Genomic DNA, 26,965 nt, shown 5'->3' with positions numbered 1-26,965 from the left:
TCCCCGGACGGTGGAACATCTGTGTCGGTCCTGCGCCCATCGTCGTCCGGCTAGGCGAAGTTGACCAGCCTCACGTAGCGGACCCAGTCCCAGTACGGGCCCGGATCGGTGTGATCGGTGCCGGGCACCTGGTAGTGGCCGATGATGTGCTCCCTGTCCTTCGGGATGCCGTACTTGTCGCAGATCGCCGCCGTGAGCTTGGCCGACTCCTCGTAGAGGGCGTCGGTGAAGTAGGCCGGCCGGTCCACCCATCCTTCGTGCTCGATGCCGATGCTGCGGGTGTTGTAGTCCCAGTCGCCCGCGTGCCAGGCGATGTCGGCCTCGTGCACGCACTGCGCGACGTGCCCGTCCGCCGAGCGGACCAGATAGTGCGCGGACACCTTCTTCTCGGGATTGCCGAAGATCGAAAGCGTGTTGGCGTACGTCTCCTGCGTGACATGGATGATCACACGGTCGATGACGTAGCTGCCGGGGCGGTCGGACGCGGTGTAGTTGGAGGGGCTCGCCGGCCGCCACTCGGCCGGCGGGTAGTCGACGGTCCCGGACTGCGCATCGGCACGGGGGTCGGGGAGCAGCGCGTAGGGGACGGCGGCGAGCGCCGCACCCTTCAGCAGCCGTCGTCGGCTCAGGCGCGGTCCGCCCTGGCTCGCCGGTCGCACCGGCTCTCTTCGCCCTGCAGGTCCGGACGGCTCCATTTCCATGTCCATCGCGCGGATGCCTTTCGGGGTGTGGGGGCTTCGGAAGTTGTCGGGGTGGGGAGGGGCGTCACGCGTCGGGACCGCGTCTTGGGGACCTGGCCGGCGTCAGCCCCGCAGGGCCCGCGCGGTCTCCCGCAGCCGCGCGTGCACGCCCCGGTACGTCTCCCGTTCCGGCAGCCACTCCTTGCGCAGCTTGGCCACGCACGTGTAGTTCGTGTCGCACACGTTGGCCAACGGCGATTCGACCGCCTGGGTTGCGAATTGGTACGCGTCCGGCTCACTGAACCCGTAGTCGCGTGCCAGCCACTGCACCAGGTCCAGCTGCGATATCCGGAACGCGTCCTCCAGCGGGCGGGCCGAACCGGTCGAGATGATGTGGGTGTCCGACTCCAGCCTGGGCCACGGCGTGGCGAGGTCCTTGAGGAGCTCGACGACCACCACGGTGTTCATCGCGCACTCCACGGCCACACCGCAGGTCTCGCCCTCGCCCTGCCGGGCGTGTCCGTCGCCGAGGCTGAGCAGGGCGCCCTCGACGTTGACCCCCAGATAGCAGGTGACGCCGGCCCGCATCTCGGGTGTGTCCATGTTCCCGCCGTGCGCGTCGGGCACCAGGGCCGAGCGCACCTCGAGGTTGGCGGGGGCCACGCCCACCGTGCCGTGCATCGGGTCCATGGGCAGCTCCACCTCGATGTCGCTGTCCTGCGCCTGGAAGAGGGCGGTGCGCCGCCCGCGGTCCAGCTGCCAGATCCAGACCCGTTCCGGCAGCGGGGGCTGCAGCGTGGCCGTGGTGTGCGTGGAGGTGAGCGCGCCGAAGAGCGGGACCGTCGTCGACGCCGCCCAGTCGCGGGCCGGTTCGATCGACACGAAGTGCACGGCCACCGTGTCGCCCGGCTCGGCGCCCTCGATGTGGAAGGGGCCGGTCTGCGGGTTCAGGAAGGGGAACTCGCAGACCTCGGAGACGAGGTCCTTCTCGGAGCGCACCCGGCCGGCGAAGCAGTCCTCCGTGTACAGGTCGAGAATCGTGCCTGGCGCGATCCGCGCCACGGGCGCTGCGCCGCCGAACGTCCAGGCGTATGCGTCCGGTTCCGGGCGCACGGTGAGGATCCGGGGCTCGGTCATCGTGGAGGTGGTCCCTTCTGACGGGAGCGGTCGTGGACGGGGCTTGCGCGGGCCGGTGAGGGCTCTCCGCACGGCTCCGGCGGGTCAACGGGGTACGGGCCCGTCCGTCCGCGGACCGGCGGCCGGGTCGTACGAGTCGAGGTGCACCCGAGCGGTCTCGGCTATGCGCTCGGGGTGACGCCGTATCAGCAGGAGCAGCACCACGAAACCGGCGGCCATCCAGACGCCGACGATCGGGCCGGCGTAGGAGACCGGGGCCGTCAGTTCGGTGACGAAGTCGAAGACGGGGAGGCCGGCGGCCGTCAGCAGGGCGGGGACGAAGGCCGCGATGCCGAGCACCGGGAACAGCAGATGCCGTACCGGCCTGACGGCGGCCCGGCCGGCCCGCAGGAAGTAGCCGGCGCAGGAGAGGTTCACGACGATGTAGACACCGACGACGACCGTGACGATCACCGTGGCGAGCAGCAGGAAGGCCGTCACGGGGTCGTAGCCGAAACCGAGTCCCAGGACCGCCCCGACCGCCACGAGGCTCTGCACTGCGATACCGGCCACGGGGGAACGGTGCCGGGGGTGGAGTGCGGCGAGCGGGCGGGGCAGCACCCGGATGCGGGACAGGGCGAAGGCCGTACGGGTCGAGACGTTGGCGCACGCGTTGGCGTTGGCGATCGTGGAGTTGATCACCGCCAGGAAGACCAGCACCCAGAAGAGACCGAAGGAGGCCCGGGCGACGCCGTCCCAGGAGGCCGCGCCCGAGGCACCGAACTTCGCGAAGCGGTCCGGACCGAAGTAGACGGTCATCGCATAGGTGGTGATCACGTAGAACAGGCCGATGCCCAGGGCCGCTCCGAGGACCGCACGGTGCATAGTCCTCCGGGGGTCGCGCGTCTCCTCGGCGAGCGGCGCCGCGGCCTCGAACCCCGCGAACGCCAGCACCGTGTACACGGACCCGGCGAAGACGCCACCGATCCCGGGATATCCGTCGGCGGTGTGCGAAGTGCCGAACACCGACAGGGTGTTGGCGTCGCCCGCCTCGCCGATGAGCAGGACCGCGAACACCAGCAGGACGAGGATCTCGAAGACGCCGAGGACGGTGCCGAAGCGGGCCGAGGCACGGACCCCCAGATAACCGGCGGCGGCGATCACGCCGACGCCCGCCAGGGACCACGGCCACCACAGGTCCGCCGGATACGAGGACCACTCCTCGTGCAGCGTGCCCGCCGCCGTGAAGCCCAGTTGGAGGAGCAGCAGCGGTGGGACCAGCATCTCAACGAAGACGTAGCCCCAGCCGACGAGGAACCCGACGGCGGGGTGCAGCCCCCGCGCCGCATACGTGGCGACCGAGCCCGCGGCCGGCAGCTCCCGGGCCAGCTCGGCCACGCACGACGCGGTGAACAGACAGGCCACCAGGGCGATCAGCACCGCCAGCGGGAGGCTGCCGCCCGCGAAGGCGGCACCGGCCGGTATCGACGCGGCCACCGCGGCCGCCGGCGCCATCGCGGTGACGCTCTGGAACAGCACCTCGCGCAACCCGACGGCGTCACGCCGTAGCGCCCCGGTCGTCTCCTCGTGCATGTGTGTCCCCCGATGCCTGTCAGCCCACTGCCACCCGATGCCTGTGAGATACAGTCAACCGTCCGGCCACCGACGACCTCGACGGTCCGTCGGCCGTGCCATCGCGTGAATCACGGTACGGCGCGGGCGGGTTGGGCAGAAGAGCGCACACCGCATCCGTGGAGAAGCCTCCACTTGTGGATAACCCGGCCACCCGATCGGGTGAACATGGCAGCTGCCACGACCTCGAACGCGGGCGGCCCAAGGAGCCCCTGACGGCTCGTTCAGCGAGGTCAGGGACGTCCCGCCACCACCGCCGGATCGTCCAGCACGCCCCGGACCACCGAGTGCGCCGCGCCCAGCAGAGGGCCCTCGGGGCCCAGTCGGGACACCGTCACGGGGCAGGGCGGGCCCGCCGTGCGGCTCGTCAGCTCCGTCTCCAGGGACGGCAGCAGCCAGGGGGAGAGACCGGCCAGTGCGCCGCCCAGCACGACCGTCTCGGGGTCGAGGAGGTTCACCGCGCCGGTCAGGGCGATGCCGAGCGCCGTACCGGCGTCCCGCAGGGCTGCCCGCACGCTCTCGTCGCCGTGCTCGGCGCGCTCCGCGAGCAGTCCCACCAGGTCCTCGCGCGGCTCCAGCCCCGCCGCGCGCAGCACCGCCTCCTCGCCCGCGTACTGCTCCAGGCAGCCCCGGCCGCCGCACGGACAGGGCGGTCCGTCCGGCCGTACGGGTACGTGACCCAGCTCGCCGGCGAAGCCGCGGGTGCCGCGCAGCAGGCCGGCGTCCACCACGACCGCGGCGCCGATGCCGATCTCGGCCGACACGTGCAGGAAGTCACGCGGGGTGCCGTCGCCGAGCCACAACTCGGCGAGCGCACCGAAGTTGGCCTCGTTGTCCACGGCCAGCGGCCACGCGTCGGGCAGCAGGGCGCCGAGGTCGGTGTCGTGCCAGTCGAGGTTCGGGGCGCGTACCACCGTACGGCCGTCCCGCGCCACGAGTCCGGGCACGGCGACCGCGAGCCCGGCCGGCCAGAGCGCCTCCCGCTCGGCCTCCGCGACGACCCGGTGCACCAGCCCGGTCAGCTCCTCGACCACCGGTCCGGGTGCCCGGCCCCGGTTCGCTCGGTGCCGTACGGCCCGCGCCCGGACCACGCCGCGCAGGTCCACCGCGCACACCGCGAGGTGATCGACGCCGATCTCCGCCCCGATTCCGGCCGGCCCGCGGCCGCTCACCGCGAGCGCCGAACCGGGCCGACCCACCCGGCCCGGCCGCTCCGGACCCAGTTCCTCCAGCAGACCCCACCGGATCAGCTCGTCCACCAGCGTCGACACGGCCGCCCGCGTCAGCCCGATGCGAGAGGCGACCGCGGCCCGCGACAGCGAGCCCTCCGCGCTGACGGCGTGCAGCACGCGGGCCAGATTGCGCCGGCGCATGCCCTGCTGGGTGTCGGGCAGAGCGCGGCCGGCGCCCGGCGGGCGGGCCTCGTGCAGCGGTGCGGTCATGCCTGAAGTCAGTCCTCGGTCTCTGCCGCCCGGCTCATGCGCGCGGTTCGGTCTCCGTCGCCCGCTCCAGCAGCGGGGCCGCGTCGGAGAGTACCCCGGTGATCCGTTCCAGCGTCCCCCGGTCCCGCTCCACGGCCTCCAGCACCGGGCCCGCGGCCGTGTTCCAGCGGCGGGCCACCGCTGCCGGGTCCTCGCCGGTGAGCAGGCCGGCGGCCTGTGCCGCGGCGCCGAGGGCGACCAGTTCCCTGGCCTCGGGTACCTGGACCGGCCGCCCGGACAGCCGCCGTACCGTCTGCTGCCAGGCCGTCCCGCGGGCTCCGCCGCCGATCAGCAGCAGCGGGGTGCTGCGGTCCGCGTCCTCGTCCAGGACCAGGTCGAGCGCGCCCAGCAGCGAGTGCACGGCGCCGTCGTACGCGGCCTGCAGCAGTTGTCCCGCGGTCGTGTCGTGGCGCAGTCCGTGCAGCAGTCCGGAGGCGTTCGGCAGGTTCGGGGTGCGCTCGCCGTCCAGGTACGGCAGCAGGGTCACGGAGCCGCCGGGCTCCACCGCCTCGCGGTCCAGGCCCAGCAGCGCCGCGACCCGGTCCACCGCCAGCGTGCAGTTCAGGGTGCAGGCCAGGGGCAGCCAGTCCCCGTGCGCGTCGGCGAACCCGGCCACCGTGCCGGTCGGATCGGCCGGGCGGTGCCTGGAGACGGCGTACACGGTGCCGGACGTGCCGAGGCTGAGCACCGGGGTGCCGGGCCGCAGGCCGAGCCCGAGGGCCGCCGCCGCGTTGTCGCCGGTGCCGGGAGCGACCAGCGTGCCCTTGGAGAACGGCAGGTCATGGCTGTCGCGCACGGTGCCGGCCACCTCTCCGGGCCGCACCACCCGGGGCAGCAGCGCCGGGTCGAGACCGACGTGCGCGAGGGTCTCCGCGTCGTACGTCTGCGTGCCGGAGGCCCACCAGCCGGTGCCGGACGCGTCGCCGCGGTCGGTGGTGCCCTGCCCGGTCAGGCGCTCGGTGAGGTAGTCGTGGGGGAGCCGTACCGCCTTGGTCGCGCGGACCGACTCCGGCTCGTGCTCGGCCAGCCACGCCCACTTCGTGACCGTGAACGACGCGCCGGGCACGCTGCCCGTGCGCTCCGCCCAGGCCTTCGGCCCGCCCAGTTCCTCCACCAGCCGGCGGGCCTGCGGCGCCGAGCGGACGTCGTTCCACAGCAGCGCCGGACGCACCGGTTCGCCCCGCTCGTCCAGGGTGACCAGGCCGTGCTGCTGGCCGCCGATGGACACCGCGGCCGCCTCGTGTGCCGCGTCACCGCACTGGCGCAGGGCCTCGCACAGCGCGTCCCACCACTGACGCGGGTCGCTCTCGCGGCCCGCGCCGGCGGTCACGGTGTGCGGCGCCTGGCCGCTCGCCACCACCTGGCCGGTGGCCGTGTCGACGACCAGTGCCTTCGTGGACTGGGTGGATGTGTCCACGCCGACGACGAGCGGACCCTCGGCTGCTGACATCGGGCTCTCCCTTTTCCGCGACTTCCGCGACGTCCGTGATTTTCCGCGACTCTGCGGGACAAAGACATCTTGTCTCTTCCCAGAGGTGCGAGCGCATACTAATTTGTAAACGGCCATGACGAAATAGTCGTACGCAGCAAGGAGTCGCGGCATGAGCTACCAGCCCACCCCCGAGGACAGGTTCACCTTCGGCCTGTGGACCGTCGGCTGGCAGGGAAGGGATCCGTTCGGCGATGCCACCCGCCGTGCCCTGGACCCGGTCGAGACGGTGCAGCGCCTGGCCGAGCTCGGCGCCCACGGGGTGACCTTCCACGACGACGACCTGATCCCCTTCGGGTCGTCGGAGACCGAGCGCGAGTCGCACATCAAGCGGTTCCGCCAGGCCCTGGACGCCACCGGCATGACCGTGCCGATGGCCACCACCAACCTGTTCACGCACCCCGTCTTCAAGGACGGCGCGTTCACCGCCAACGACCGCGACGTGCGCCGCTACGCGCTGCGCAAGACGATCCGCAACATCGACCTGGCGGTCGAGCTGGGTGCGAAGACGTACGTCGCCTGGGGCGGCCGCGAAGGAGCCGAGTCAGGTGCCGCAAAGGACGTCCGCGCCGCTCTGGACCGGATGAAGGAGGCCTTCGACCTGCTCGGCGAGTACGTCACCGCCCAGGGCTACGACCTCCGCTTCGCCATCGAGCCCAAGCCGAACGAGCCGCGCGGCGACATCCTGCTGCCCACCGTCGGCCACGCACTGGCGTTCATCGAGCGGCTGGAGCGCCCCGAGCTGTACGGCGTCAACCCGGAGGTCGGCCACGAGCAGATGGCGGGCCTGAACTTCCCGCACGGCATCGCGCAGGCGCTCTGGGCGGGCAAGCTGTTCCACATCGACCTCAACGGCCAGTCGGGCATCAAGTACGACCAGGACCTGCGGTTCGGCGCCGGCGACCTGCGGGCGGCGTTCTGGCTGGTGGACCTGCTGGAGAGCGCCGGCTACGAGGGTCCGCGGCACTTCGACTTCAAGCCGCCGCGGACCGAGGACCTCGAGGGCGTGTGGGCCTCGGCGGCCGGATGCATGCGCAACTACCTCATCCTCAAGGAGCGGGCGGCCGCCTTCCGCGCCGATGGGGAGGTGCAGGAGGCGCTGCGCGCCGCGCGCCTGGACCAGCTGGCCCAGCCCACCGCCGCGGACGGCCTGCAGGCCCTGCTCGCCGACCGCTCCGCATTCGAGGACTTCGACGTCGAGGCCGCTGCCGCACGTGGTATGGCCTTCGAACGCCTCGACCAGCTCGCCATGGACCATCTGCTGGGGGCCCGGGGCTGAACGCCAGGAGAGCCGGGGTGCGGCACGGCGCCGCCGGCCCCGGCCCTCCGTCGGCCCACTGTCCCAACCACGCAGTTCAGGGGCGTCACAGTCCCTCGGGCAGCCGCACGTGCGTCACGATCGTCTTGATGCCGCTGTCGACGAGTCGGCCCTGCGCGTCGAAGGCGCCCGCGCCGTCGGTCATTCCGAAGTCGTTGTCGTTGATCAAGGCGAGCGTGTCGCGGTCCACGCGCGCGATGCCCTCGATCTTGTGCTGCACGCCGTCGACCTTGTTCAGGTCGACCACGAGCCGCTTGGCGAGCACCGGCACGCCGACGGCGGCCGGATCGTCCAGCTGCTCCAGGGACGGCGAGGTCGTGTCGTCGTCCCAGGGGCTGCCCAGGATGCTCGACTTGCGTGCCAGCTCGACCAGTTGGAGCCGGGCCGCCTTGTCGGTGCGCTCCTCGACGAGCAGCCGGTCGCCGCCCACGGCCATCACCGAGGAGATCTTCAGTTCGGAGGTGTCGTCCTCGCTCGGGTCGACCACGTCCACCGGGTCGAAACGGTAGGCGTACTCGGCGGTGACGGCCTTCTCGCGTGGCGAGAAGCGCAGCAGCCGGGTGGTGCGCGAGGCGTCCCCGGCATCCCCGTCCGGCAGTGACAGCGGGCTCTGCAGAGCCATCACCAGGTCACCGTCGGGAAGCTGCGCCAGTCCCTCGAAACCGCGGTTGATCTTGCGGTGCAGAAAGACCGACGGCAGCGCCTCCACCACCGGGTAGTCGGCGCCCTCCAGGGCGAGCCCCTTCGGAACGTACCGGGTGAGCACCTTCCCGCGCGCGGAGACGTGGACCAGCGAGGGGCCGTACTCGTCGACGAGCCAGAACGTACCGTCCGCGGCGCGCACGATGCCCTCGGTGTCCAGGCCGTTCGGGTTGTACGACAGCGGCGTCGTGGCGTCGAAGGTGTACGGTGCCTCGTCGCGGCCCTGCTGATCGGGCAGCCCGGTGACGGCCTTCCCGGAGGTGGTGGTCAGCGGGATCGCGTCGACGACCCGGACCGCGTCCTCGGACACCCGGATCTTCACGATGGCGGGGTCGAATCCCGGCACCGGGAACGTACGGCGCTTCTTGCCGGCCACCTTGATCTGCCCGTTGGGGCCGCGGTCGGTCACCGTCCAGTACTCGCCCTTGCGGCCCGCCGGGTAGATGTCACTGCCGATGCCGCCGAGCTTCACCCCGTGGTCGTCGTCGACGCTGCCGGGCAGCAGTGCGTTGCTGAACGCGCCGAGCGGGATCTCGCCGAGCGCCGCCGTGCGGATGACGCGGGCGTCCCGGGACGACGCCGCCGTCGCCGTTCCCGCGGCCACGAGAACGGCTGCCAGGGCCAGGGGCAGGCCCGTGGCGACGGAACGGTGGACGCGGAGCCGGCCGGCATCGTGCGGGGACATCGGGCCTCCTGGGGGACAAGTTCGTTGACAGCGGCCAGATTTGGGCCCCATGAGGAACGCCGCGCGGCCGCGGGGTGAACAGTCCGCGTCGGCCGCTCATCGGATCACCGGTGCCTCAGAGGTGATGGCTCGTCAAAGGCCGTCCTCCTGCTCGGTGCCGAGACGTGCCGCGGCCAGTGCCGTCACCGGATCACGGTCCGGCCCGCCCGCAGGAACCCAGTGACCCGCCTCCTCGCGATAGGGCCACCAGCGGCCGTCCCGGCCGAGGCGCAGCTGGACCCCTTCCGCTGGAACCGTCCACCGATTGCCGCCCGCGTCGAACGGCGGCCGCTCGTCCTCCTCCCAGGCCGATTCGAGCGCCGCACGCGCGCGTGCGAGCGCCACACCCTCCACCTGCCACTCCTCGTCGAGCACGGCCAGCGCCGGCACGCCACCGGCACACCAGGCGCGGACAGCCGTCGCCAGCCCCGTGCTGCCACGGCCCGCAGTTTTCGCGAGCCGCTCCATGACGGCGCCGGAGGGCGCTTTGCACGCGAGCCGCACGGCGTCCTGGGCGGCCGTCAGAGCAGTGCCGTCCCAAGGGCCCGGGCGAAAGGCCTCCGTGAGGAGCCGGAACGCCTCCACCGCGGTGCGGCGCGCGAGGTGCTCCAGCGCCACGAGGTCGATCCCGGGCACCGGTGCCGTCCCGGCGGTCAGGGCCGGCGGCGAGCCCGGCGCCTGGGGGAGACCCGGCAGCTCGGGCAGCGGAGGCAGGATGTCGCCGGCCGCCCACGCCTCCGCCGCGTCCATGCCCCCGACGGCGGACGTGGAGGGTTCCGAGCGGGGTGCCGTACCGCGCACATGCAGCTCCGCCAGGAAGGCCTCCTTCTCGCGCCCGCGCAGCAGCAGAAGCAGAAACGGATCCTCATCCAGCAGCCGCGCCACCTGGTGACACAGTGCGGCGGTGTGCCCGCAGTGGTCCCACGTCCCGCAGTCGCACTCGGGCTCCAGATCGCCCAGGCCCGGCAGCAGCTCGATCCCGCCGACTGCGGCGTCCTCGGTCAGATACGGCGGCAACTCGCCGTCGAGGAGCGCAGCCATGTGCCCGGCCTGCTCCACGGCCATGTCCAGGAACCGTCCCCACTCCTCCTCGGACAGCTCCGGCACCAGGACGTCGGCCCGGTGGGCCGCCCCTGACCGGTCGCGTACGACCGCGGTGACCCGGCCCGGCCGCACGGTCACCGCGCCCACTCCGCCCGCCCGCGCGAGCCGGCGGCCCGTCTTGATCGCCGCCGCGTCCAGGGCGGCGTCCTCCAGTGCCCGCAGCCATGCGCGACCCCACCAGCTCTGCGCGAACCCACGCCCGCCCGCGGGCGGCAGTGCGGCGAATGTACGACCCGCCTCGCGGCCTTGCTCGCGTTCGACGCCGTAGCGGCTCATCGTGCCTCCCCGCGCAGTTCCACCAGTGCGGCCAATTCCGCGTCACCCAGTTCCGTCAGTGCCGCCTCGGCGCCCCCGAGCACCGCCTCCGCCAACTCCTGTTTGCGGCCGAGCAGATCGGCGATGCGGTCCTCCAGGGTTCCCTCGGCGATCAGCCGGTGGACCTGCACCGGGCGGGTCTGCCCGATGCGGTACGCGCGGTCGGTGGCCTGGGCCTCGACCGCCGGATTCCACCAGCGGTCGTAGTGCACGACATGCTCGGCCCGGGTGAGGTTCAGGCCCGTCCCCGCGGCCTTCAAGGACAGCAGGAACACCGGCACCTCGCCGTCCTGGAAACGCCGTACCAGCTCTTCGCGCACGGTGACCGGGGTGCCGCCGTGCAGGAGCAGCGAGGGCACCCCACGGGCCGCCAGATGCCGTTCGAGCAGCCGGGCCATGCGCACGTACTGGGTGAAGACGAGCACCCCCGACCCCTCCGCGAGGATGGTGCCGAGAAGTTCGTCCAGCAACTCCAGCTTCCCCGAGCGCCCCGTGAGCCGGGGCTCGTCCTCCTTGAGGAACTGTGCCGGGTGATTGCAGATCTGCTTCAGGCCGGTCAGCAACCGCACGATCAGGCCGCGTCGGGCCATGGCGTCGGCCGCCGCGATCCGGTCCAGCGTCTCGCGGACCAACGCCTCGTACAGCCCGGCCTGTTCGGGCGTGAGGGCCACCGGGTGATCGCTCTCGGTCTTGGGCGGCAGCTCCGGGGCGATGCCGGGGTCCGACTTGCGCCTCCGCAGCAGGAACGGCCTGACGAGCCTCGCGAGCCGCTGCGCCGCGGCCGGGTCCAGGCCGCCCTCGACCGGCTGCGCATATCGTGCGCGGAACGTGCCGAGCCGGCCGAGCAGCCCGGGAGTCGTCCAGTCCAGGATGGCCCACAGTTCGGTGAGGTGGTTCTCCACCGGGGTGCCGGTGAGCGCCACGCGCGCGCGTGCCCCGATGGAACGCAGCGCCCGCGCGGTCGCCGAGTAGGGGTTCTTCACGTGCTGCGCCTCGTCGGCCACCACCAGCCCCCACGGCATCGCGGCGAGCCGCTCGGCGTCCAGGCGCATCGTGCCGTACGTGGTCAGGACGAACTCGCCGTCCGCGACGGCTCCGAGCGCCCGCCCGGGACCGTGGAACCTGCGCACCGGCACACCGGGAGCGAACCGCTCGATCTCCCGCTGCCAGTTGCCGAGCAGGGAGGCCGGGCAGACGACGAGCGTGGGACCGGCGGCCGATTCGTCCGTCTGCCGGTGCAGATGCAGCGCGATCAGCGTGACCGTCTTGCCGAGGCCCATGTCGTCGGCCAGACAGCCCCCCAGCCCGAGAGCCGTCATCTCGGCCAGCCAGTCGAGACCGCGGAGTTGATAGTCGCGCAGCGTGGCGGCCAGTCCGGGCGGCTGCCCGACGGTGCGTGCCGTACCGGTGCCGGTGAGCCGTTCCCGGAGCCGGTCCAGCCACCCGGAGGAGCGCACGTCCACCCGGTGCCCGTCGACCTCCGCCGATCCCGTCAGGGCGGCCGCCAGCGCCTCGACGGGGGCGAGGGCGCGGTCCTTCCTGGTCCGGGCGCGGTGCGCCTGCCGCGGGTCGACCAGGACCCATCCGTCGCGCAGCCGCACCAGGGGCCGCCTGCTCTCCGCGAGCCGGTCCAGCTCCTCCCGGGACAACTCCCTGTCGTCCAGCGCGAACCACCAGCTGAAGGAGACCATGGCGTCCGACGAGAGCAGCGACGAGGGCGCCGCCGCATCCCTCGGGACCACGGCGCCGTCGTCCGGCGGGCCGACGATCGCGTGCATCGTGAGACCGCGCGACAGCTCCCTCGGCCAGTGCACGTCGACACCCACCGCAGCCAGGGACCGCGCGCCGTCGCCCAGCAGCTCGGCGATCTCGTCGTCGGCGAGGTCCACGGTGTCGGGTACGGCGGCCGAGAGCAGCGGGGTCAACGGCGGCCAGGCGTGGGCGGCGCGGCGCAGCGCCAGCAACGCGTCGGCACGCGCGCGTGGAGCGACCGACTCGCCTCCCGGTCCGGTCCACAGGGCGGCGGCATCGAGGACGTCCGCCGCTCCGCTCACGCCGTGCACCTGCAGTACCGCGCGGAACCGGACGGGCACGTCGTCCTGCTCCGCGGCCTCGTCGAGCCCGGAGGCCTCCACCCGCAGTGACAGCCGGACGCCCGCGTCATGACCGGCGGCGATGTCGTCCGCCCACGCCCGCAACGCGGGCAACCGCTGCGGCTCGGGCGCCGCGTACGCGGGGCCACCGGTCACCGCCTCGGCCGCGGGGGAGCGCGGGAGTACATCGGCGACCGCGTCCAGGAAAGCGCGCAGCAGCCGCTCCGGGTCCGGAAGACGGGGTGGCCCCTCGGCCGCGAGCGGCACCGCATGGGCTTCCGGGGGCATGGCGGCGGCGAGTCGGCGGACCAGCTCCGCGTCCCGCGCGGACAGCGGGCCCACCCGCCAGGCATCGTGATCGCCGGGGGACAGCCCCGGCAGCAGCAGGCCCCGCGCGAGGAAGTGCAGGGCCAGTTGGCAGGCGGCGCCCCAGAAGCCGGCCGAGCGATGCCCTTGGCGCAGTGCACGCGTGCGCGTGAGCAACGGCAGGGCGTGATGCACGGGAAGCAGGAGCGCGGGCGTACGGACCGGCTCGACGCCGCCGTCCGCCGTGGGTATCACGATGTCCAGTTCCGCAGGGGTGCCGTCCGTGACGACGGAATCGGCTGCGGCGGGAGGGGCCTCGCCCTCCGGTCGCCAGAAGGCGATCCGGCCGGTGCGCGCCGGGTCGGACGGCAGGAACACCGCACAGCAGCGGGCCAGTTCGGAGAGCTCGGAGGGTGGTGCCGTGGGAAGGTTCTGCACAGCTCTGCCGCACTCCTCAAATTTGACTACCTGGGGTCGGAGTCGCCGAGGGTACAGCACGCCGAGGGCGGCCCCGGCATACTGGCGTCGTGATCCGGGCCACTTCACATTGTGTTCGAGTGGTGGCCAACCATCGTGGCACTCGCGGGCACGGCAGTCCGAAAGGGCAGCGAGCCGGATCCACTAGGGGTGGGCCTCAGGGATGTCTCAGGGGCGGCTCTGGAACCGCGCGGGGCGGGGCACCGTTCTCAGAGCAGAGAGCGGCAGTGGCCGCGAAGGAGGCGACGCTCATGTCCAACAATGCGAAGATCGCCGTCGGGGGTGTGGCGGTCGGGCTGATCCTGCTGATCTGGCTGCCCTGGTGGGTGGCGTTCCTGATCGTGGTCGGCGTTCCGGTGGCCGCGTACCTCGCCCTCGACCCCTCACAGCGGCGCAGGCTCCGGAGGGTGACACGCAAGGAACTCGGCCGCTGATGGGACTGCTGACGCCGTCGGGAGGCGCGCGGAGGTGACCGCGGGCGCCGGATGAGCCTCGGGGCTGCCCGACGCTCGGGGTGCACCTGGCCCTCGCGGCAGCGCCGGGCACCTGACCCGAGGGCCTGCCACCACCGCGTGGCCGCCGGCGCTCAGCACCGGCCAGGCCGCGGTTGCGGGCACACGCGGGCAGGCACCCGGTCCAGGGCCCCGCGTGAACCGTGCGGGCGCCGTCCGGCCTCGGTGACTGCGGGCCTGCGATCGTCCCGCCCCGGATGGCGAGCTTGCCGCCGCTCGTCGCCCCTCGAACGGCGACCGTACGTGCGCCCGGCGACAGGCGGCAGGTGCCGCGGGGCGTGCATCAGGCGGTGCGCTCCCGCCTGGCGCGCCCGCCCCGGCGCCGTCCGGCCTCAGATGGGCCGTACGGCCATCTTGTCGAGTGCCTCCAGCAGGCCCGGCAACTCGGGTCCCCGACCCACCGGCAGGACCTCGCCGGGCTCCTCGTCGAGCAGGACGAAAGCGATGTCGTCCGTGCGGGCCACGATCGACCAGCCGGGGCCGTCCGCGCGCAGCGTACGGGCGTCACCGGGGGCGAACGACGAGCGGACCCGGCCGAGCGGCGGCGGCGAGTCGACGTAGGCGCGTGCCTCCGTGAGCACCCGCCTGATCCCCTGGTGGCCGCTCTGCGGCACGCCCTGTCCGCCCTCCGGCGACGACTCCGCGGCCTTTTCCGGCTCGCCGGGCTTCCTCTGCCCGTCCGGATCCGTCTGCCCGTCCGGCGCGGAGAACCGCTCGTCGTCGATCTGCTCCCGCCACGTCGCCCACTGAAGGGCTATCTCGTCGGCGCCCAGACGACGCTGGGCCGGTCCCCAGATGCTGGTGTCCGGCGGGCTCAGCGCAGGCCGGTCCGCCACCTCGGGATCGGGGTCGTGCGGGGCGGGGACGCCGGGAGCGGCGACGGCGACGGCCAACGGCCAGCCCGGCAGGGCGGCCACGACGGCGCGCTCGTCCGGGGACAGCTCGTACTCCATGCCGCAGTCCCAGGACGCGATCGCCACGGCGACCAGCGAGACGTCGTCGATCACGACCGTCCAGCGCGCGCCCTCTCCGTCCTGGCCCAGCACCAGACCGTACCCGTCGGCGAGCGGTGCCAGCCCCAGTGCCGCACACGCCTCCGGATAGTCGTCGCCCAGAACGCTCGGAAACTGTGCCGGCGTCAGCAGCACCGCCGTCAGCACGTACAGCGCATCGTCCGCGGCGGCGACGGCCTCATCGTCGGCTCCGGCCATCCCTGCCTCCCCAGTGGTTCGTCCATCGGCGCGCACCCTAGTGCGAGCGCAAGCCGCTTGTCACGACTACTCACACCACGCGGAGCTGCAGGTTTCCGCCTGGACGGGGGCGAAACGACCACGGTGGACGGGGAGCTTCCGCTCAGCCCGTGGGCAGTCCGAGGAGATCGCGGGCCACGGCCGCGGGCGACGTGTCGCGCTCCCGGGCCAACGCGACGACGGCCCGGCAGGCGAGCTCGCTCACCCCGAACGACAGGGCCTCCGGCGACACCCAGGCCGCCGCCTCCTCGATCCGGTCCTGATCGTCCTCCGCACGCGCCACGACATACGTGGCCGCGGCTTCGAACAAGTTGTGCGCGCGTCCTGCCCGAGTGCTCGCCGGCTGCGCGTGCGTGGAGGTACGGAGTCTGGCGGCGTACTTGCGTATCTGACCGAACACGCGGACCACCCTCCCCCCGAACGGGGTCGTCGTCGATCGTTCATCTGCTCTCTCTCAACGTAGAGTTGGAATTTCTGCGGCAGAAGGGGGACGACGTGGTGAAGCGCTTCGAGCGGCTTCGACAGATCCGTCGGCTGGATCCGGTGGCGGACGCCCTCGAGATCTACCGGCTCAGTGTGGCGTTCGAGTTCCCCTGGGACTACACCCGCGCCCTGGAGCTGGCCTTGTACCGCACGTACGCCGTGCCGAGCATCGGGCGCCTGCTCGCGCGGACGGCGGAGCTGACCGAGCGCACGCAGAAGCGGTACGACGACACCGTGCTGCTCCTCGACACCGTCGTCGAGCACGGTTTCGCCTCCGAGGAGGGCCGTACCGCGATCCGCCGCATCAACCAGATGCACCGCAGCTACGACATCAGCGACGACGACATGCGGTACGTGCTGAGCACCTTCGTCGTGATGCCGAGGCGCTGGATCGACGCCTACGGCTGGCGACGGCTGTCGCGGCACGAGATCGTCGCCGCCACCGAGTACTACCGCACCCTCGGCCGGCACATGGGAATCCCCGGCATCCCCACGACGTACGAGGGGTTCGAGGCGCTCCTCGACGCGTACGAGGAGGAACAATTCGGCTGGGACGAGCAGTCCCGGCGCGTATCGGACGCCACACTCGACCTGATGGCGTCCTGGTATCCGCGCCCTCTGGCGCCGTTGCTGCGCACCGCGACGCTCGCCCTGCTCGACGAGCCACTGCTGCGTGCCTTCCGCTACATCCCGCCCGGAGCGGCCACCTCGGCGTTCGTGCGCCGGGCCGTACGCACGCGCGGCCGGTTGGTCCGGCTGCTGCCGCCGCGCCGTGTCCCACACTTTGCACGGCAGAACTGGGAGGTCAAGGGCTATCCGGACGGCTACCGGGTGGCGGACCTGGGCACCCGCCCGGTTCCCGGGCTGCGTGGCTGCCCCGTGCGACACCGGGACGCTTCAGCGACCGACGTCGTCGAGTGAGGCGAGGGTGTCGCGCAGCCAGGCCAGTTCGGCCCGGCTCGTGGCCCGCGCGATGGTGAGGACACCGCGCCGGAACGGGTCGTCCAACTCCTCGGCGCGCACCGGCCGCTCGCCGTCGTAGAAGAAACTCGCCGGCTCCTCCAGAAAGGCCAGCCGGCGCCGCAGTACGGCTGCCTGGGCGGCCGGATCCTGCAGGTGCCGCAGGAACGCGAGCACCGTGAACCACTGGTTCTCGTCGGTGATCTCACGCTGTGCGGGCTCGGCGAGCCGGCGCCTGAGCTCACGCCTGCCCTCCTCGGTCAGCCTCAGTACGTGGCGCGGCGCGGCCACCGCGCCCGGCTCGGTGGCCCGGACGAGCAGGCCCGCCTTCTCCAGCCGCTTGATCGCCGGGTACAGCGTGCTCTCGGCCACGGGCCGCACATGGCCGGTGAGGGCCGCGATGTGCCGGCGCAGGACGTATCCGTGCAGCGGGACGTCGTAGAGGAAACCGAGGATGGCGAGTTCGAGCACGGCGGCATTGTCGCGCGGGGCGGTCTACCTCGACAACCAAATACCCCCTTGCGGTTATACATCGGTATCGATGTATGGTTGCCATGTCGGAGGACGAGGGGGAGAGCACTGTGAAGCAGGCCGTGTTCGACAGTGAAGGCAGCCGGATCCGCTGGACGGAGGCGCCGGGGGCGGAACCCGCGCGGGTGTATCTGCACGGGCTCGGCTCGATGTCCGCCGTCTATCACGCGCACATCGCGGCCCGCGCCGAACTCGCGGGCCGACGCAGCCTGTTCGTGGATCTGCCGGGCCACGGACTCAGCGACCGGCCCGGTGCGTTCGGATACACGCTGGAGGAGCACGCCGACGCGGTGGCGGTCGTGCTGGACGAAGCGGGCGTCCGCGGCGCCGAGTTGATCGGGCACAGCATGGGTGGTGCCGTGGCCATCGTCCTTGCCCACCGGCGGCCCGACCTGGTCTCCCGGCTCGTCCTCACCGAGGCCAACCTGGACGCCTCCCCGCCGCTCACGGCCGCCAGCAGCGGAATCGCCGCATACGAAGAGAACGAATTCGTCGACGAGCAGCACGCGCGCGTGCTGGCGGCCGTCGGACCGCTGTGGGCGGCCACCATGCGGCTGGCCGACCCACGCGCCCTGCACCGCAGCGCCGTCGGCCTGCGCCAGGGATCGCACCCTGTGATGCGCACGATCCTGGAGAAGTTGCCCGTCGAGCGGGTCTACCTCCAGGGCGAACTGAGCGGGGAACTGGCAGGCCGGGAGAGCCTGGAAGCCGCCGGGGTGCGTGTGGTGACCGTGCCGGGCGCCGGGCACAACGTCATGTTCGACAACCCCGACGCCTTCGCGGCGGCCGTCGCCGGTACGGACTGAGCCGCCCGGGCCTCAGCGACAGGACGCTCAGGCCTCACGCACCGCGAGCGTCAGGAAACGGGCGTCCTCGTCGACGTACGACGTCATGCTCCATCGCGAACGGGCCAGCAGAGGCCGGAGGTTGGCCTCCGCACGCAGGTCGTCGGGCGTGATCTGGCGGCCCTGACGTGCCGCCAGGGCCGCGCGCCCGATGGGATGGAACAGCGCGAGCGTGCCGCCGGGCCGCACCACCCGGGCCAGCTCCCGCAGGTTCTTCTCCGGGTGCGGCAGATGGGCGATCAGGCCGGCCGCGAACACGGCGTCCAACGCCCCGGACCGCAGCGGCAGCGCGGCGACGTCCGCGAGCAGCAGCCGCCCGGCCCGGTCCCGGCCCGCGCGCACGGCGGCCTCGAGCATCGCCGGCGTCAGATCGGCGCCCATCACCACTCCGGACGCACCGACGGCGGCCCGCAGCGGCGGCAGGGCGCGCCCCGTGCCGCAGCCCGCGTCCAGCACGCGGTCGCCCGGCCGCAGTCCGAGATCGGCGACGGCGGCCGCGTAGGCGGGGCCGTCGTGGGGGAACCTGCTGTCCCAGTCGGCCGCACGGGCGGTGAAGAACTCCTGCACGTGTGTGTGGTCGTCGCTCATGTTCCGCATAATTCCTCACCGTCGCGGGGGACTCATAGGTGCACATGTTCGGGCCGGACCCGATCGTTCCGTCGCATCTGCGTGTCATATTCCAACAGCTTTCGAAATGCGCCCCCTTTGTGCGCCCGTGCCCCCCTAGCGTCCCTTGGCCATGGGACACCTGGACCACGCCGCCTTCGGCTGGCTGACCCCCGCACTGTCGTACGTCATGGCCTGCGTGGGCGCCGCGCTCGGACTGCGCTGCACCGTACGCGCGCTCGCCACCACCGGCCGCTCGCGCCGCAACTGGCTCGTCACCGCGGCCTCCGCCATCGGAACCGGCATCTGGACCATGCACTTCGTGGCCATGCTCGGCTTCCGCGTCAGCGGCACTGACATCCGCTACAACGTGCCCCTGACCATCCTCAGCCTCCTCGTCGCCATGGTCGTCGTCTGCGCCGGCGTCTTCGCCGTCGGCTACAGCCGCGACCGCACCCGGGCGCTCCTCCTCGGCGGTCTCACCACCGGGCTGGGCGTCGCGAGCATGCACTACCTGGGCATGGCGGCGGTCCGGCTGCACGGCGACATCCGGTACGACCCCGTCCTCGTCGGAGTGTCGGTGCTGATCGCCGTCGTGGCGGCGACCGCGGCCCTGTGGGCCGGGCTCAACATCAAGTCGCCCCTCGCGGTCACCGTCGCCTCCCTCGTCATGGGAGCGGCCGTCAGCAGCATGCACTACACCGGGATGTTCGCGGTGAGCGTGCAGGTGAACCCCTCCGGCGAGACCCTTCCCGGGGCCACGGCGATGCAGTTCATCTTCCCCCTCGCCGTCGGCCTCGGGTCCTACCTGTTCATCACCTCGGCCTTCGTCGCCCTCTCGCCCACGGCCGACGAGCGAAAGGCGTCCGCCTCCGCCCAGCGGGCCGTCGAGAGCATCGCCCGCTAGCGGGGGCCCGGCCCGAGCGCCCCGACCCACGTCCCGAGCGAGGAGGCCATGCGCCCACCCCGTACCACCCCGAAAGCCGGCACCCGCGCCCATCCGCCACGCGGGCGCCGCGCACACGCCGGACCGCCCGCCGCCGAGGGCGGCGACCGCCCGCTCGGCACCCCAACGGCCAAGGCACGCGTGCGTGGCAACCGCCGGCACCTGCGCCCCCGCACCGTGCGCGCCAAGGTGGTCAGCCTGCTGATGGTGCCGGTCGTCTCCCTGCTCGCCCTGTGGGCCTACGCCACCGTCACCACCGCCCAGGACGTGGCCCGGCTGCGGCAGTCCCAGCGGGTCGATGCCGAACTGCGCACCCCGCTGGCCGCGGCCGTCACCGCCCTCCAGGCCGAACGCACCACAGCCGTGCGCCACGCCACCGCGCCGGGCACGGACGACGGCGGCGACCTGCGCAGCCTGGCCGCCCGCACCGACCAGGCCGTGGCCAAGCTGCGGCTCGGCGGCCACAACACCGTCGCCGACAGCGAGGAACTCCCGCCGGACGTCTCCGGGCGCCTCGACGCCTTCGTCACCGGTGCCGAGCACCTGCGCGCCCTGCGCACGGCCGTACTCGACCGCAGGACCGGCTGGGACACGGTGTACGCGCAGTACACGAAGACCATCGGCGCGGCCTACGCCGTGGACGGCGCCCTCACCGGCATCCAGCAGGCCGACGTCGGCTCCGACGCGCGCGTGCTGCTCGAATTCAGCCGCGCTGCCGAGGCACTGGCCCAGGAGGACACGCTGCTCGGCAGTGCGCGGACCGCCGGGCAGCTGCAGGGCGAACGGCTACGGCTGTTCGACGCCGCCGTCGCCGCGCGTCGTACCCTCACCGAGGCCGCGGTCGCCGATCTGCCCGCCGCCCAGCGTGCCGCCTGGCAGGATCTGACCGGCAGCGACGCGTACACCGCCCTCGGTGCCGCAGAGGACAGGATCGTCGCCGCCGGGCCCGGCGGCAGACCGGCCGACGCGGCACCACAGGCCGTCTGGAACGCCGCCCACGCGCGCGTGCAGGACGGAATGCAGGGCATCGCTGCGGACACGGGCCGCGCCGTCGCGGGCCGTGCCGACCCGGTCACGCGCGGCCTGCTCAGCCCCGCGGGCGCCGCCGTGCTCCTCGGCCTGGCCGCCGTCGCCGCCTCGCTCGTCATCTCCGTCCGCATCGGACGCGGTCTCGTGGTCGAGCTCGTGAGCCTGCGCAACGACGCCCTGGAGATCGCCCGCCGCAAACTCCCCGAAGCGATGCGCAGACTGCGCGCCGGCGAGGAGATCGACATCCAGGCGGAGGCACCCGCCGGACCACCCGCGGAGGACGAGACGGGTCAGGTCTCGGAAGCGCTGACCACCGTGCACCGCGCCGCCCTGCACGCCGCCGTGGAACGCGCCGAACTCGCCAGCGGCATCTCCGGCGTCTTCGTCAACCTGGCCCGCCGCAGCCAGGTGCTGGTCCACCGCCAGCTCAGCCTCCTCGACAGCATGGAGCGCCGCTCGGACGACCCCAACGAGCTGAGCGACCTGTTCCGCCTCGACCACCTCACCACGCGCATGCGGAGGCACGCCGAAAGCCTGATCATCCTCTCCGGCGCCGCACCCGGCCGGGCCTGGCGCATGCCGGTGTCCCTGACCAACGTCGTACGGGCCGCCGTGTCGGAAGTCGAGGACTACGCGCGCGTAGAGGTGCGCCAGCTCCCCGAGGCCCAAGTCATCGGCGCCGCCGTCGCCGACCTCACCCACCTGCTCGCCGAACTCGTCGAGAACGCCGCCCAGTTCTCCCCGCCGCACACGCGCGTGCGCGTCACCGGCGAGCCCGTGGGCAACGGCTACGCCCTGGAGATCGAGGACCGGGGACTCGGCATGGGCGCCGAGACCCTCGCGGAGGCCAATCGCCGCATCGAACAGTCGGAGGCCCTCGACCTGTTCGACAGCGACCGGCTCGGACTCTTCGTGGTCAGCCGGCTCGCCTCCCGGCACGACGTCAAGGTGCACCTGCGGACCTCCCCCTACGGAGGAACCACCGCGGTCGTCCTGGTGCCCACCGCCCTGCTGCACAGCGGCGCGGCGGAACGTCCCTCCCGCCAGGGCTCCCACCGAGGCGAGCAGTCCCGTCAGGAGCTGGAACGCGACTACGCGCGCGTGCCCGGTACAAGTCCGCTTCAAGAGGCCGTGGCCGCACGGTCCGACCGGCCCGCCCTCGCGGCCACCGCCCCCGGCCTCCAGGGCGCCGTCGACGACCCGCGCCCGCAGGTAACCGACGACACCACACCCCCCGGAGTCACCGCCTTGAGGCCGCACCGACCGCCGAACGACTCCGAGGGCTCCGACGACCTCCCACGCCGTGTGCGCCAGGCAAGCCTCGCGCCCCAGCTACGACAGCAGCGTCCCGAAGCGCCGGCGCAGGAGAGCGGACAGCGCGGCGACGAACGGCGCACCCCCGAACTCGTACGGGACCGCATGGCCGCCTACCGCGACGGCTGGACGCGCGGCGGCGGCAGACAGCCCGGGCGCGGCGCCGCCCCGGAACCCGGAACGGGCAGTGACAGCAGCGAAGGAGACCCGGCATGATCCAGGACCCGACCACGAGGACCGGCCAGCGCTCCGGCGAACTGGACTGGCTGCTCGACGACCTGGTGATGCGCGTGAGCGAGGTACGCCACGCCGTCGTGCTCTCCAACGACGGACTGGCCGTCGGTGCCTCCAGCGGTCTCGCGCGCGAGGACGCCGAGCACCTCGCCGCCGTGGCCTCCGGGTTCAACAGCCTCGCCAAGGGCGCGGGACGGCACTTCGGAGCGGGCGGCGTGCGGCAGACCATGGTCGAGATGGACGACGCGTTCCTCTTCGTGGCCGCCGCCGGCGACGGTTCCTGCCTCGCGGTGCTCACCGCCGTCACCGCCGACATCGGGTTGGTCGCCTACGAGATGGCGCGCCTGGTCAAGCGGGTCGGCGAGCACCTGTACACGCCGCCGCGCGTCGCCGCGCAGCCGCCCGCGGCCGGATGACCCGGAACAGGCGGCACCGATGACCGAGAACCCAGGCACCGGCGCGTGGGAGCCCGGCAGTCAGTGGTACGACGGCGAGGCCGGACCACTCGTGCGTCCGTACGCGATGACGGGCGGGCGCACCCAGCCGGGTCCCACCGGGGTGCGCTTCGACCTGATCGCCCTCGTCACCCTCGACCCCGCGGCACCGGCGATCGAGGAGGCCGCGCTCGGACCCGAGCACCGGACTCTGATCGAGCTGTGCCGCGCGGAGACACAGTCCGTCGCGGAACTCGCGGCGGACGCCGACCTTCCCGTCGGCGTCGTCAGGGTGCTCCTCGGTGACCTCCTGGAACTCGGCTGCGTGGTCATCAGCCGTCCGGTGCCGCCGGCGCACCTGCCCGACGAGCGGATTCTCCGCGAGGTCATCGAGGGATTGCGGGCGCTGTAGATGAACGTGCCGAAGCCGCCGTGCGCCGCGCAGCATCCCGATCCGTACGCGCTCTGCCACCGACCGGACGCGAGTCGGTCACATCAGGTGCATTCCGGTCCAACAGCCCGCAGGCGCGGCTTCGTTGTCATGATGCTGCCTTCGCGCCCGCAGCAGACGGACGCCGACCGCAGCCGACCCTCCCGAGAGAAGTGATCATGGTCACCGAGCACTCCGAAGCCGTCGGCGACACCACCGCCCTGGCGCTGAAGATACTGGTCGCCGGCGGCTTCGGAGTCGGCAAGACGACCCTGGTCGGGGCCGTCAGCGAGATCCGGCCGCTGCGCACCGAGGAACTCCTCAGCGAGGCAGGGCAACTGGTGGACGACACCGACGGCGTGGACCAGAAGGTCACCACCACCGTCGCCATGGATTTCGGCCGCATCACCATCCGCTCCGGCCTGTCCCTCTACCTCTTCGGCACTCCCGGACAGGACCGCTTCTGGTTCCTCTGGGACGAGTTGTCCCAGGGCGCGCTCGGTGCCGTCGTCCTCGCGGACACCCGGCGCCTGGAGGACTGCTTCCCCGCGGTCGACTACTTCGAGCACCGGCGCATCCCGTTCGTGGTCGCCGTCAACTGCTTCGCGGGCGCCCGCACCTACGGCGCCCACGACGTCTCACGCGCCCTCGACCTCGACCGTGGCACCCCCGTGGTGCTGTGCGACGCGCGTGACCGGGACTCCGGCAAGGAAGTTCTGATCCGGCTCGTCGAGTACGCCGGGCGGATGCACACCGCCCGGCTCCTGGACTCGGTCGGCTGACCCGCCGCTCAGGCTGCCAGATCCTTCACGGCGACCACCTGGTCGACCGGGACTCGGACCAGCAGCTCGCCCGGAACGCCGTTGCGGGCGCCGTACTCCTCGGCGCGGTCCTCTCCCATGTACCGGGCGGCGATCCGGGTGGCCCAATGTCGCACCTCGTCCAGGTTCTCCGACAGCCGCGCGCGGCCGTTCAGCACCACGAAGTGGAACGGTGGCCGATCGTCGTCCACACACAGGGCGACCCGCCCGTCCCGGGCGAGATTGCGCCCTTTGACCGTGTCCTTGCCCGTGTTGAAGACCAGTTCGTTCCCGTCCAGCAGAAACCAGATCGGGGCCACATGAGGGCTCCCATCGGCCCGTACGGTGGACAGCTTGCCGGTCCGCGTGCCGTGCGAGACGAACGCCCGCCATTCCTCGTCGGTCATCTTCTGTGCCATACGCCCATCCTGCTTGCCCGGACGCCGGACGTGGGGAAGGCTGGCGGGGAGTTCCTCCAGCCAGGGGGAGACATCACACGGGGAGACGGAGATGGCGCAGAACCAGGGACTCGGCTGGCTCCTGGACGATCTGACCGAGCGAGTGGACGACGTGCGGCACGCGCTGGTCCTGTCGAACGACGGGCTGGTCACGGGCGCGAGCACGGGCCTACGCCGCGAGGACGCCGAGCATCTGGCCGCCGTGGCATCCGGGTTGCACAGCCTCGCCAAGGGGTCGGGCCGCCACTTCGGCGCCGGCACGGTACGCCAGACCATGATCGAGTACGACGACGCGGTGCTGTTCGTCACCGCGGCAGGCACCGGCAGCTGTCTGTGCGTGCTCAGCGGCGCGGAGGCCGACATCGGGCAGATCGCCTACGAGATGGCCCTGCTCGTCAATCGCGTCGGCGAGCACCTCGGGGTCGACGTCAGACAACCGGAGCGCACCCCCACCACAGACGCCTGACCTGTGGTTTCTCCTCGGAGTCGTGGAGTTTTCCACAGGGTCGCCACGCCCTGCGCCGCATTGGCTACCGTGTGTGCACGGCGAACGCACGAGGCGTGAGCCAAACGACTCCACGGGGGAGTACGACCATGTCGGCAAGCACCATCGGTCCGCCCCGGCCCACCACCTGCACCCCGAGCCATGCCGCTCGGGAACTGGGCCTCAAGCGGGGCGAGTTCGATCTCGCAGTGCATCTCGGCCACATCCGGACCGTGCCCGACGACGCCGGGGGAGGAGGCCGCAGGGTCGTGCGCGCGGAGATCGACCGCCTTCGTGCACGGGAGGGCTACCAGGACACCCTCCGTGAGCGCGTGCGGGTGGTCGGCACGACCGAGGGCGCGTCCCTCATGGAGATCCCGGCCGGGCGGTTCACCCGCCTCGCCCGCCTGGGCCTGCTCGTGCCGGTGAAGTGGTACCTCAACCGCTACCGGGCCGTGGTCTGGCTGTATCTGGCCGAAGACCTGCGGAACTTCACCTCGGACACCAAGAACACCCACCTGCTCAAGGGGCGCATGCCCGAGAACCTGCGCGGCCAGCTGGAGGCCGGTGTGGACCTGCGCGCCCGCAACTGGCGGGGGCGCCACCTCGGATTCCTGCTGCGGCAGGCAGAGGATCCATGGATTCGGGCCGGTGCCGTCGCAGCCTTCCTCTCAGCAGTCGAGATCGCCGACGTCGTCCAGGATCCTTACGATCGTTCCTATCTGCACCGGTTCCGGCCCGCGCCACCCGGTCAGGGCAGTTCGGGATCGCCTGCCGCGCACCTTGCCGAGCGGATCACCACCGCGCAGGACGCGGACGAGATCCGGTGGCTCCGCAGCGAATTGGTCCATCTGCTCGAGGAAGCGCGCGCCGTCTCACGGGCCCCGCGTCCGGCCGCCCGTCACGTCGCGCCGACCGTGCGTGCCGTCGCACGGCCCGTGCCGCCGATGGCCGGCACGGTCACACGGCCCACGGCGCCGACCCTGCCGGCGCCCTCGGAGCCCGGGGCGGAGCGGGCCGTGGCCCGGGCGGCCGAGCCGCTGCTGGAACTGCCCGCGCCGGAGAACAGGCCGGTGACGGTGGCCGGCGGACCGAGTGGCGGACCACTGCCGCGGCCGCCCGAGCCGAAGGACGAGCCCGTGGTCCGAGCGTTCGAGTGGCACGCGACGCCGACGGCGCCCGTGGCCGCGCCGCCCTCGGCCCGCCGGGGACACCGCAGGGCCGAGCAGTCCCCGACGCGGACCAAGCGAGGCCTGCGCGCCTGGCTGCGAGGGAGAAGGCCCCGGCACGCGCGGGTCTGAAACACCCGGCCGCGGCGCCCGGCCCCAGGCTCGTCACAGGGACCTGAACAGGCCCTCCTGGACGACCGAGACGAGCAGACGCCCCTGCAGGTCGTAGATGCGCCCGCGCGCCAGCCCCCGGCCACCGGTGGCGATCGGCGACTCCTGGTCGTACAGGAACCACTCGTCCGCGCGGAACGGCCGGTGGAACCACATCGCGTGATCCAGCGAGGCCATGTCGAAGTTCCGCGGGCCCCACAGTGGTTCGACCGGAATGCGGACCGCGTCCAGGAGGGTCATGTCACTGGCGTAGGTCAGCGCGCACGTGTGGACCAGCGGGTCGTTGCCGAGCGGCCCGACCGCGCGCATCCACACGGCGCTGCGCGGCTCGGCGCCCTCGACGTCCTCGGCGTTCCAGCGCAGCCGGTCGACATAGCGGATGTCGAAGGGCTGGCGGCGCGCCATCCGCTCCAACTGCTCCGGCAGCGCGCCCAGGTGCTTGCGGATCTCCTCGGAGACCGTCGGCAGCGACTCCGGGTCCGGCACCTCACGGGCCGGCGGCAGCTGGTGCTCGAACGGTCCTTCCTCAGGCTTGTGAAAGGAGGCGGTCAGATTGAAGATCGTGCGGCCCTGCTGCACGGCCGTGACCCGGCGTGTGGTGAACGAGCGTCCGTCGCGGACCCGTTCCACCTGGTACACGATGGGCACGCCGGGGCGGCCCGGGCGCAGGAAGTACGCGTGCAGCGAGTGCACCGGGCGGTCGCCGTCCGTGGTGCGGCCGGCGGCGACCAGTGCCTGGCCCGCCACCTGGCCGCCGAAGACCCGCTGCAGCGACTCCTGCGGGCTGCGGCCACGGAAGATGTTGACCTCGATCTGCTCCAGGTCGAGCAGGTCGACCAGTCGCTCGGCCGGGTTCGTCATCGGTGGGATTC

General features: G+C 72.5%; 25 protein-coding genes. 11 read left to right on the top strand and 14 right to left on the bottom strand.

Annotation, left to right across the window (positions count from 1 at the left end; all coding sequences use genetic code 11):
• Nucleotides 1-50 precede the first annotated feature (50 nt).
• From ACFYZB_RS12665 to xylB, 5 genes are all read right to left on the bottom strand, one after another.
• On the bottom strand, nucleotides 51-695 hold the full coding sequence (locus ACFYZB_RS12665) for an N-acetylmuramoyl-L-alanine amidase (RefSeq protein ID WP_388758108.1): 645 nt from the start codon (nucleotides 693-695) through the stop codon (nucleotides 51-53).
• Nucleotides 696-803: 108 nt separating this feature from the next.
• A complete protein-coding gene (locus ACFYZB_RS12660; RefSeq protein WP_388757699.1) occupies nucleotides 804-1,817 on the bottom strand; it encodes an acetamidase/formamidase family protein in 1,014 nt (337 codons plus the stop codon).
• Between the two features lie 84 nt (nucleotides 1,818-1,901).
• Nucleotides 1,902-3,389 carry an APC family permease gene (locus ACFYZB_RS12655; RefSeq protein WP_388757698.1) on the bottom strand — a complete coding sequence of 496 codons (1,488 nt, stop codon included), beginning with the start codon at nucleotides 3,387-3,389 and terminating at the stop codon, nucleotides 1,902-1,904.
• Between the two features lie 272 nt (nucleotides 3,390-3,661).
• Entirely contained in the window at nucleotides 3,662-4,870 is a 1,209-nt protein-coding gene (locus tag ACFYZB_RS12650; RefSeq protein WP_388757696.1) for an ROK family protein, read from the bottom strand.
• Between the two features lie 34 nt (nucleotides 4,871-4,904).
• The gene (gene xylB / locus ACFYZB_RS12645; protein ID WP_351204794.1) at nucleotides 4,905-6,359 is read right to left on the bottom strand and encodes a xylulokinase; all 1,455 of its coding nucleotides are present in this window, start codon (nucleotides 6,357-6,359) and stop codon (nucleotides 4,905-4,907) included.
• A gap of 151 nt (nucleotides 6,360-6,510) precedes the next feature.
• Between xylB and xylA the strand changes: the two genes are divergently transcribed.
• Nucleotides 6,511-7,677, top strand: a complete 1,167-nt coding sequence (gene xylA, locus ACFYZB_RS12640) for a xylose isomerase (protein ID WP_351204793.1) — start codon at nucleotides 6,511-6,513, stop codon at nucleotides 7,675-7,677.
• An 85-nt stretch (nucleotides 7,678-7,762) separates the two neighbouring features.
• Here xylA and ACFYZB_RS12635 read toward each other — a convergent pair whose 3' ends face one another.
• From ACFYZB_RS12635 to ACFYZB_RS12625, 3 genes are all read right to left on the bottom strand, one after another.
• Nucleotides 7,763-9,103 (bottom strand): esterase-like activity of phytase family protein, encoded by a 1,341-nt coding sequence (locus tag ACFYZB_RS12635; protein ID WP_388757692.1) that lies wholly within the window; start codon nucleotides 9,101-9,103, stop codon nucleotides 7,763-7,765.
• 132 nt (nucleotides 9,104-9,235) lie between these two features.
• Entirely contained in the window at nucleotides 9,236-10,522 is a 1,287-nt protein-coding gene (locus tag ACFYZB_RS12630; protein WP_388757690.1) for an SWF or SNF family helicase, read from the bottom strand.
• The gene (locus ACFYZB_RS12625) at nucleotides 10,519-13,398 is read right to left on the bottom strand and encodes a DEAD/DEAH box helicase (RefSeq protein ID WP_388757688.1); all 2,880 of its coding nucleotides are present in this window, start codon (nucleotides 13,396-13,398) and stop codon (nucleotides 10,519-10,521) included. Before ACFYZB_RS12625 ends, ACFYZB_RS12630 begins: the two co-directional genes overlap by 4 nt.
• 290 nt (nucleotides 13,399-13,688) lie before the next feature.
• Between ACFYZB_RS12625 and ACFYZB_RS12620 the strand changes: the two genes are divergently transcribed.
• Nucleotides 13,689-13,871 carry a hypothetical protein gene (locus tag ACFYZB_RS12620; protein WP_031226809.1) on the top strand — a complete coding sequence of 61 codons (183 nt, stop codon included), beginning with the start codon at nucleotides 13,689-13,691 and terminating at the stop codon, nucleotides 13,869-13,871.
• 410 nt (nucleotides 13,872-14,281) lie between these two features.
• Here the strand turns inward: ACFYZB_RS12620 and ACFYZB_RS12615 are convergent, their stop codons facing one another.
• Nucleotides 14,282-15,160 (bottom strand): hypothetical protein, encoded by an 879-nt coding sequence (locus tag ACFYZB_RS12615; RefSeq protein ID WP_388757685.1) that lies wholly within the window; start codon nucleotides 15,158-15,160, stop codon nucleotides 14,282-14,284.
• A gap of 142 nt (nucleotides 15,161-15,302) precedes the next feature.
• Nucleotides 15,303-15,599, bottom strand: coding sequence for a hypothetical protein (locus ACFYZB_RS12610; protein WP_388757683.1), 297 nt, complete (start codon nucleotides 15,597-15,599; stop codon nucleotides 15,303-15,305).
• A gap of 98 nt (nucleotides 15,600-15,697) precedes the next feature.
• Here ACFYZB_RS12610 and ACFYZB_RS12605 point away from each other — a divergent pair, with 98 nt between their 5' ends.
• On the top strand, nucleotides 15,698-16,603 hold the full coding sequence (locus tag ACFYZB_RS12605) for an oxygenase MpaB family protein (protein WP_388758107.1): 906 nt from the start codon (nucleotides 15,698-15,700) through the stop codon (nucleotides 16,601-16,603).
• Here the strand turns inward: ACFYZB_RS12605 and ACFYZB_RS12600 are convergent.
• Entirely contained in the window at nucleotides 16,580-17,113 is a 534-nt protein-coding gene (locus ACFYZB_RS12600) for a PadR family transcriptional regulator (protein WP_388757680.1), read from the bottom strand. The genes ACFYZB_RS12605 and ACFYZB_RS12600 overlap by 24 nt on opposite strands.
• A 110-nt stretch (nucleotides 17,114-17,223) precedes the next feature.
• On the opposite strand from ACFYZB_RS12600, the gene ACFYZB_RS12595 reads away from it, so the two are divergent.
• Nucleotides 17,224-17,979: an alpha/beta fold hydrolase gene (locus ACFYZB_RS12595; RefSeq protein ID WP_388757677.1), complete on the top strand. Its 756-nt coding sequence runs from the start codon at nucleotides 17,224-17,226 to the stop codon at nucleotides 17,977-17,979.
• 27 nt (nucleotides 17,980-18,006) lie between these two features.
• Here the strand turns inward: ACFYZB_RS12595 and ACFYZB_RS12590 are convergent, their stop codons facing one another.
• On the bottom strand, nucleotides 18,007-18,606 hold the full coding sequence (locus tag ACFYZB_RS12590; protein ID WP_388757674.1) for a class I SAM-dependent methyltransferase: 600 nt from the start codon (nucleotides 18,604-18,606) through the stop codon (nucleotides 18,007-18,009).
• Nucleotides 18,607-18,757: 151 nt separating this feature from the next.
• Between ACFYZB_RS12590 and ACFYZB_RS12585 the strand changes: the two genes are divergently transcribed.
• From ACFYZB_RS12585 to ACFYZB_RS12565, 5 genes are all read left to right on the top strand, one after another.
• The gene (locus ACFYZB_RS12585) at nucleotides 18,758-19,531 is read left to right on the top strand and encodes an MHYT domain-containing protein (protein ID WP_388757671.1); all 774 of its coding nucleotides are present in this window, start codon (nucleotides 18,758-18,760) and stop codon (nucleotides 19,529-19,531) included.
• Nucleotides 19,532-19,579: 48 nt separating this feature from the next.
• Complete coding sequence (locus ACFYZB_RS12580; RefSeq protein ID WP_388757669.1) at nucleotides 19,580-22,129, top strand: nitrate- and nitrite sensing domain-containing protein; 2,550 nt, start codon at nucleotides 19,580-19,582, stop codon at nucleotides 22,127-22,129.
• Entirely contained in the window at nucleotides 22,126-22,563 is a 438-nt protein-coding gene (locus ACFYZB_RS12575; RefSeq protein WP_351204772.1) for a roadblock/LC7 domain-containing protein, read from the top strand. The genes ACFYZB_RS12580 and ACFYZB_RS12575 overlap by 4 nt, the downstream gene beginning before the upstream one ends.
• Nucleotides 22,564-22,582: 19 nt before the next feature.
• Entirely contained in the window at nucleotides 22,583-22,993 is a 411-nt protein-coding gene (locus ACFYZB_RS12570) for a DUF742 domain-containing protein (RefSeq protein ID WP_388757666.1), read from the top strand.
• Between the two features lie 197 nt (nucleotides 22,994-23,190).
• Nucleotides 23,191-23,793 (top strand): ATP/GTP-binding protein, encoded by a 603-nt coding sequence (locus tag ACFYZB_RS12565; protein ID WP_351204768.1) that lies wholly within the window; start codon nucleotides 23,191-23,193, stop codon nucleotides 23,791-23,793.
• An 8-nt stretch (nucleotides 23,794-23,801) separates the two neighbouring features.
• On the opposite strand, the gene ACFYZB_RS12560 is transcribed toward ACFYZB_RS12565, so the two are convergent.
• Nucleotides 23,802-24,230: a PPOX class F420-dependent oxidoreductase gene (locus ACFYZB_RS12560; protein ID WP_351204766.1), complete on the bottom strand. Its 429-nt coding sequence runs from the start codon at nucleotides 24,228-24,230 to the stop codon at nucleotides 23,802-23,804.
• 91 nt (nucleotides 24,231-24,321) lie between these two features.
• On the opposite strand from ACFYZB_RS12560, the gene ACFYZB_RS12555 reads away from it, so the two are divergent.
• Both ACFYZB_RS12555 and ACFYZB_RS12550 read left to right on the top strand, forming a co-directional pair.
• Nucleotides 24,322-24,735, top strand: a complete 414-nt coding sequence (locus ACFYZB_RS12555) for a roadblock/LC7 domain-containing protein (protein WP_351204764.1) — start codon at nucleotides 24,322-24,324, stop codon at nucleotides 24,733-24,735.
• Nucleotides 24,736-24,863: 128 nt separating this feature from the next.
• A complete protein-coding gene (locus tag ACFYZB_RS12550) occupies nucleotides 24,864-26,054 on the top strand; it encodes a DUF6397 family protein (RefSeq protein ID WP_388757662.1) in 1,191 nt (396 codons plus the stop codon).
• Between the two features lie 33 nt (nucleotides 26,055-26,087).
• On the opposite strand, the gene ACFYZB_RS12545 is transcribed toward ACFYZB_RS12550, so the two are convergent.
• A complete protein-coding gene (locus ACFYZB_RS12545; protein ID WP_388757659.1) occupies nucleotides 26,088-26,954 on the bottom strand; it encodes an acyl-CoA thioesterase in 867 nt (288 codons plus the stop codon).
• Nucleotides 26,955-26,965: the final 11 nt, after the last annotated feature.

This window comes from Streptomyces sp. NPDC001852 (assembly GCF_042891825.1).
Lineage (GTDB): Bacteria > Actinomycetota > Actinomycetes > Streptomycetales > Streptomycetaceae > Streptomyces.
Note: the sequence above shows the minus strand (reverse complement) of the source record. Positions and strands in the feature narration are given on the sequence as shown.

Bases quoted from the DNA above. Each gene is read 5' to 3' on its own strand.
- ACFYZB_RS12665 (WP_388758108.1), bottom strand. From the start codon at position 695: ATGGAGCCGTCCGGACCTGCAGGGCGAAGAGAGCCGGTGCGACCGGCG.
- ACFYZB_RS12660 (WP_388757699.1), bottom strand. From the start codon at position 1,817: ATGACCGAGCCCCGGATCCTCACCGTGCGCCCGGAACCGGACGCATAC.
- ACFYZB_RS12655 (WP_388757698.1), bottom strand. From the start codon at position 3,389: ATGCACGAGGAGACGACCGGGGCGCTACGGCGTGACGCCGTCGGGTTG.
- ACFYZB_RS12650 (WP_388757696.1), bottom strand. From the start codon at position 4,870: ATGACCGCACCGCTGCACGAGGCCCGCCCGCCGGGCGCCGGCCGCGCT.
- xylB (WP_351204794.1), bottom strand. From the start codon at position 6,359: ATGTCAGCAGCCGAGGGTCCGCTCGTCGTCGGCGTGGACACATCCACC.
- xylA (WP_351204793.1), top strand. From the start codon at position 6,511: ATGAGCTACCAGCCCACCCCCGAGGACAGGTTCACCTTCGGCCTGTGG.
- ACFYZB_RS12635 (WP_388757692.1), bottom strand. From the start codon at position 9,103: ATGTCCCCGCACGATGCCGGCCGGCTCCGCGTCCACCGTTCCGTCGCC.
- ACFYZB_RS12630 (WP_388757690.1), bottom strand. From the start codon at position 10,522: ATGAGCCGCTACGGCGTCGAACGCGAGCAAGGCCGCGAGGCGGGTCGT.
- ACFYZB_RS12620 (WP_031226809.1), top strand. From the start codon at position 13,689: ATGTCCAACAATGCGAAGATCGCCGTCGGGGGTGTGGCGGTCGGGCTG.
- ACFYZB_RS12615 (WP_388757685.1), bottom strand. From the start codon at position 15,160: ATGGCCGGAGCCGACGATGAGGCCGTCGCCGCCGCGGACGATGCGCTG.
- ACFYZB_RS12590 (WP_388757674.1), bottom strand. From the start codon at position 18,606: ATGAGCGACGACCACACACACGTGCAGGAGTTCTTCACCGCCCGTGCG.
- ACFYZB_RS12585 (WP_388757671.1), top strand. From the start codon at position 18,758: ATGGGACACCTGGACCACGCCGCCTTCGGCTGGCTGACCCCCGCACTG.
- ACFYZB_RS12580 (WP_388757669.1), top strand. From the start codon at position 19,580: ATGCGCCCACCCCGTACCACCCCGAAAGCCGGCACCCGCGCCCATCCG.
- ACFYZB_RS12575 (WP_351204772.1), top strand. From the start codon at position 22,126: ATGATCCAGGACCCGACCACGAGGACCGGCCAGCGCTCCGGCGAACTG.
- ACFYZB_RS12570 (WP_388757666.1), top strand. From the start codon at position 22,583: ATGACCGAGAACCCAGGCACCGGCGCGTGGGAGCCCGGCAGTCAGTGG.
- ACFYZB_RS12565 (WP_351204768.1), top strand. From the start codon at position 23,191: ATGGTCACCGAGCACTCCGAAGCCGTCGGCGACACCACCGCCCTGGCG.
- ACFYZB_RS12560 (WP_351204766.1), bottom strand. From the start codon at position 24,230: ATGGCACAGAAGATGACCGACGAGGAATGGCGGGCGTTCGTCTCGCAC.
- ACFYZB_RS12555 (WP_351204764.1), top strand. From the start codon at position 24,322: ATGGCGCAGAACCAGGGACTCGGCTGGCTCCTGGACGATCTGACCGAG.
- ACFYZB_RS12550 (WP_388757662.1), top strand. From the start codon at position 24,864: ATGTCGGCAAGCACCATCGGTCCGCCCCGGCCCACCACCTGCACCCCG.
- ACFYZB_RS12545 (WP_388757659.1), bottom strand. From the start codon at position 26,954: ATGACGAACCCGGCCGAGCGACTGGTCGACCTGCTCGACCTGGAGCAG.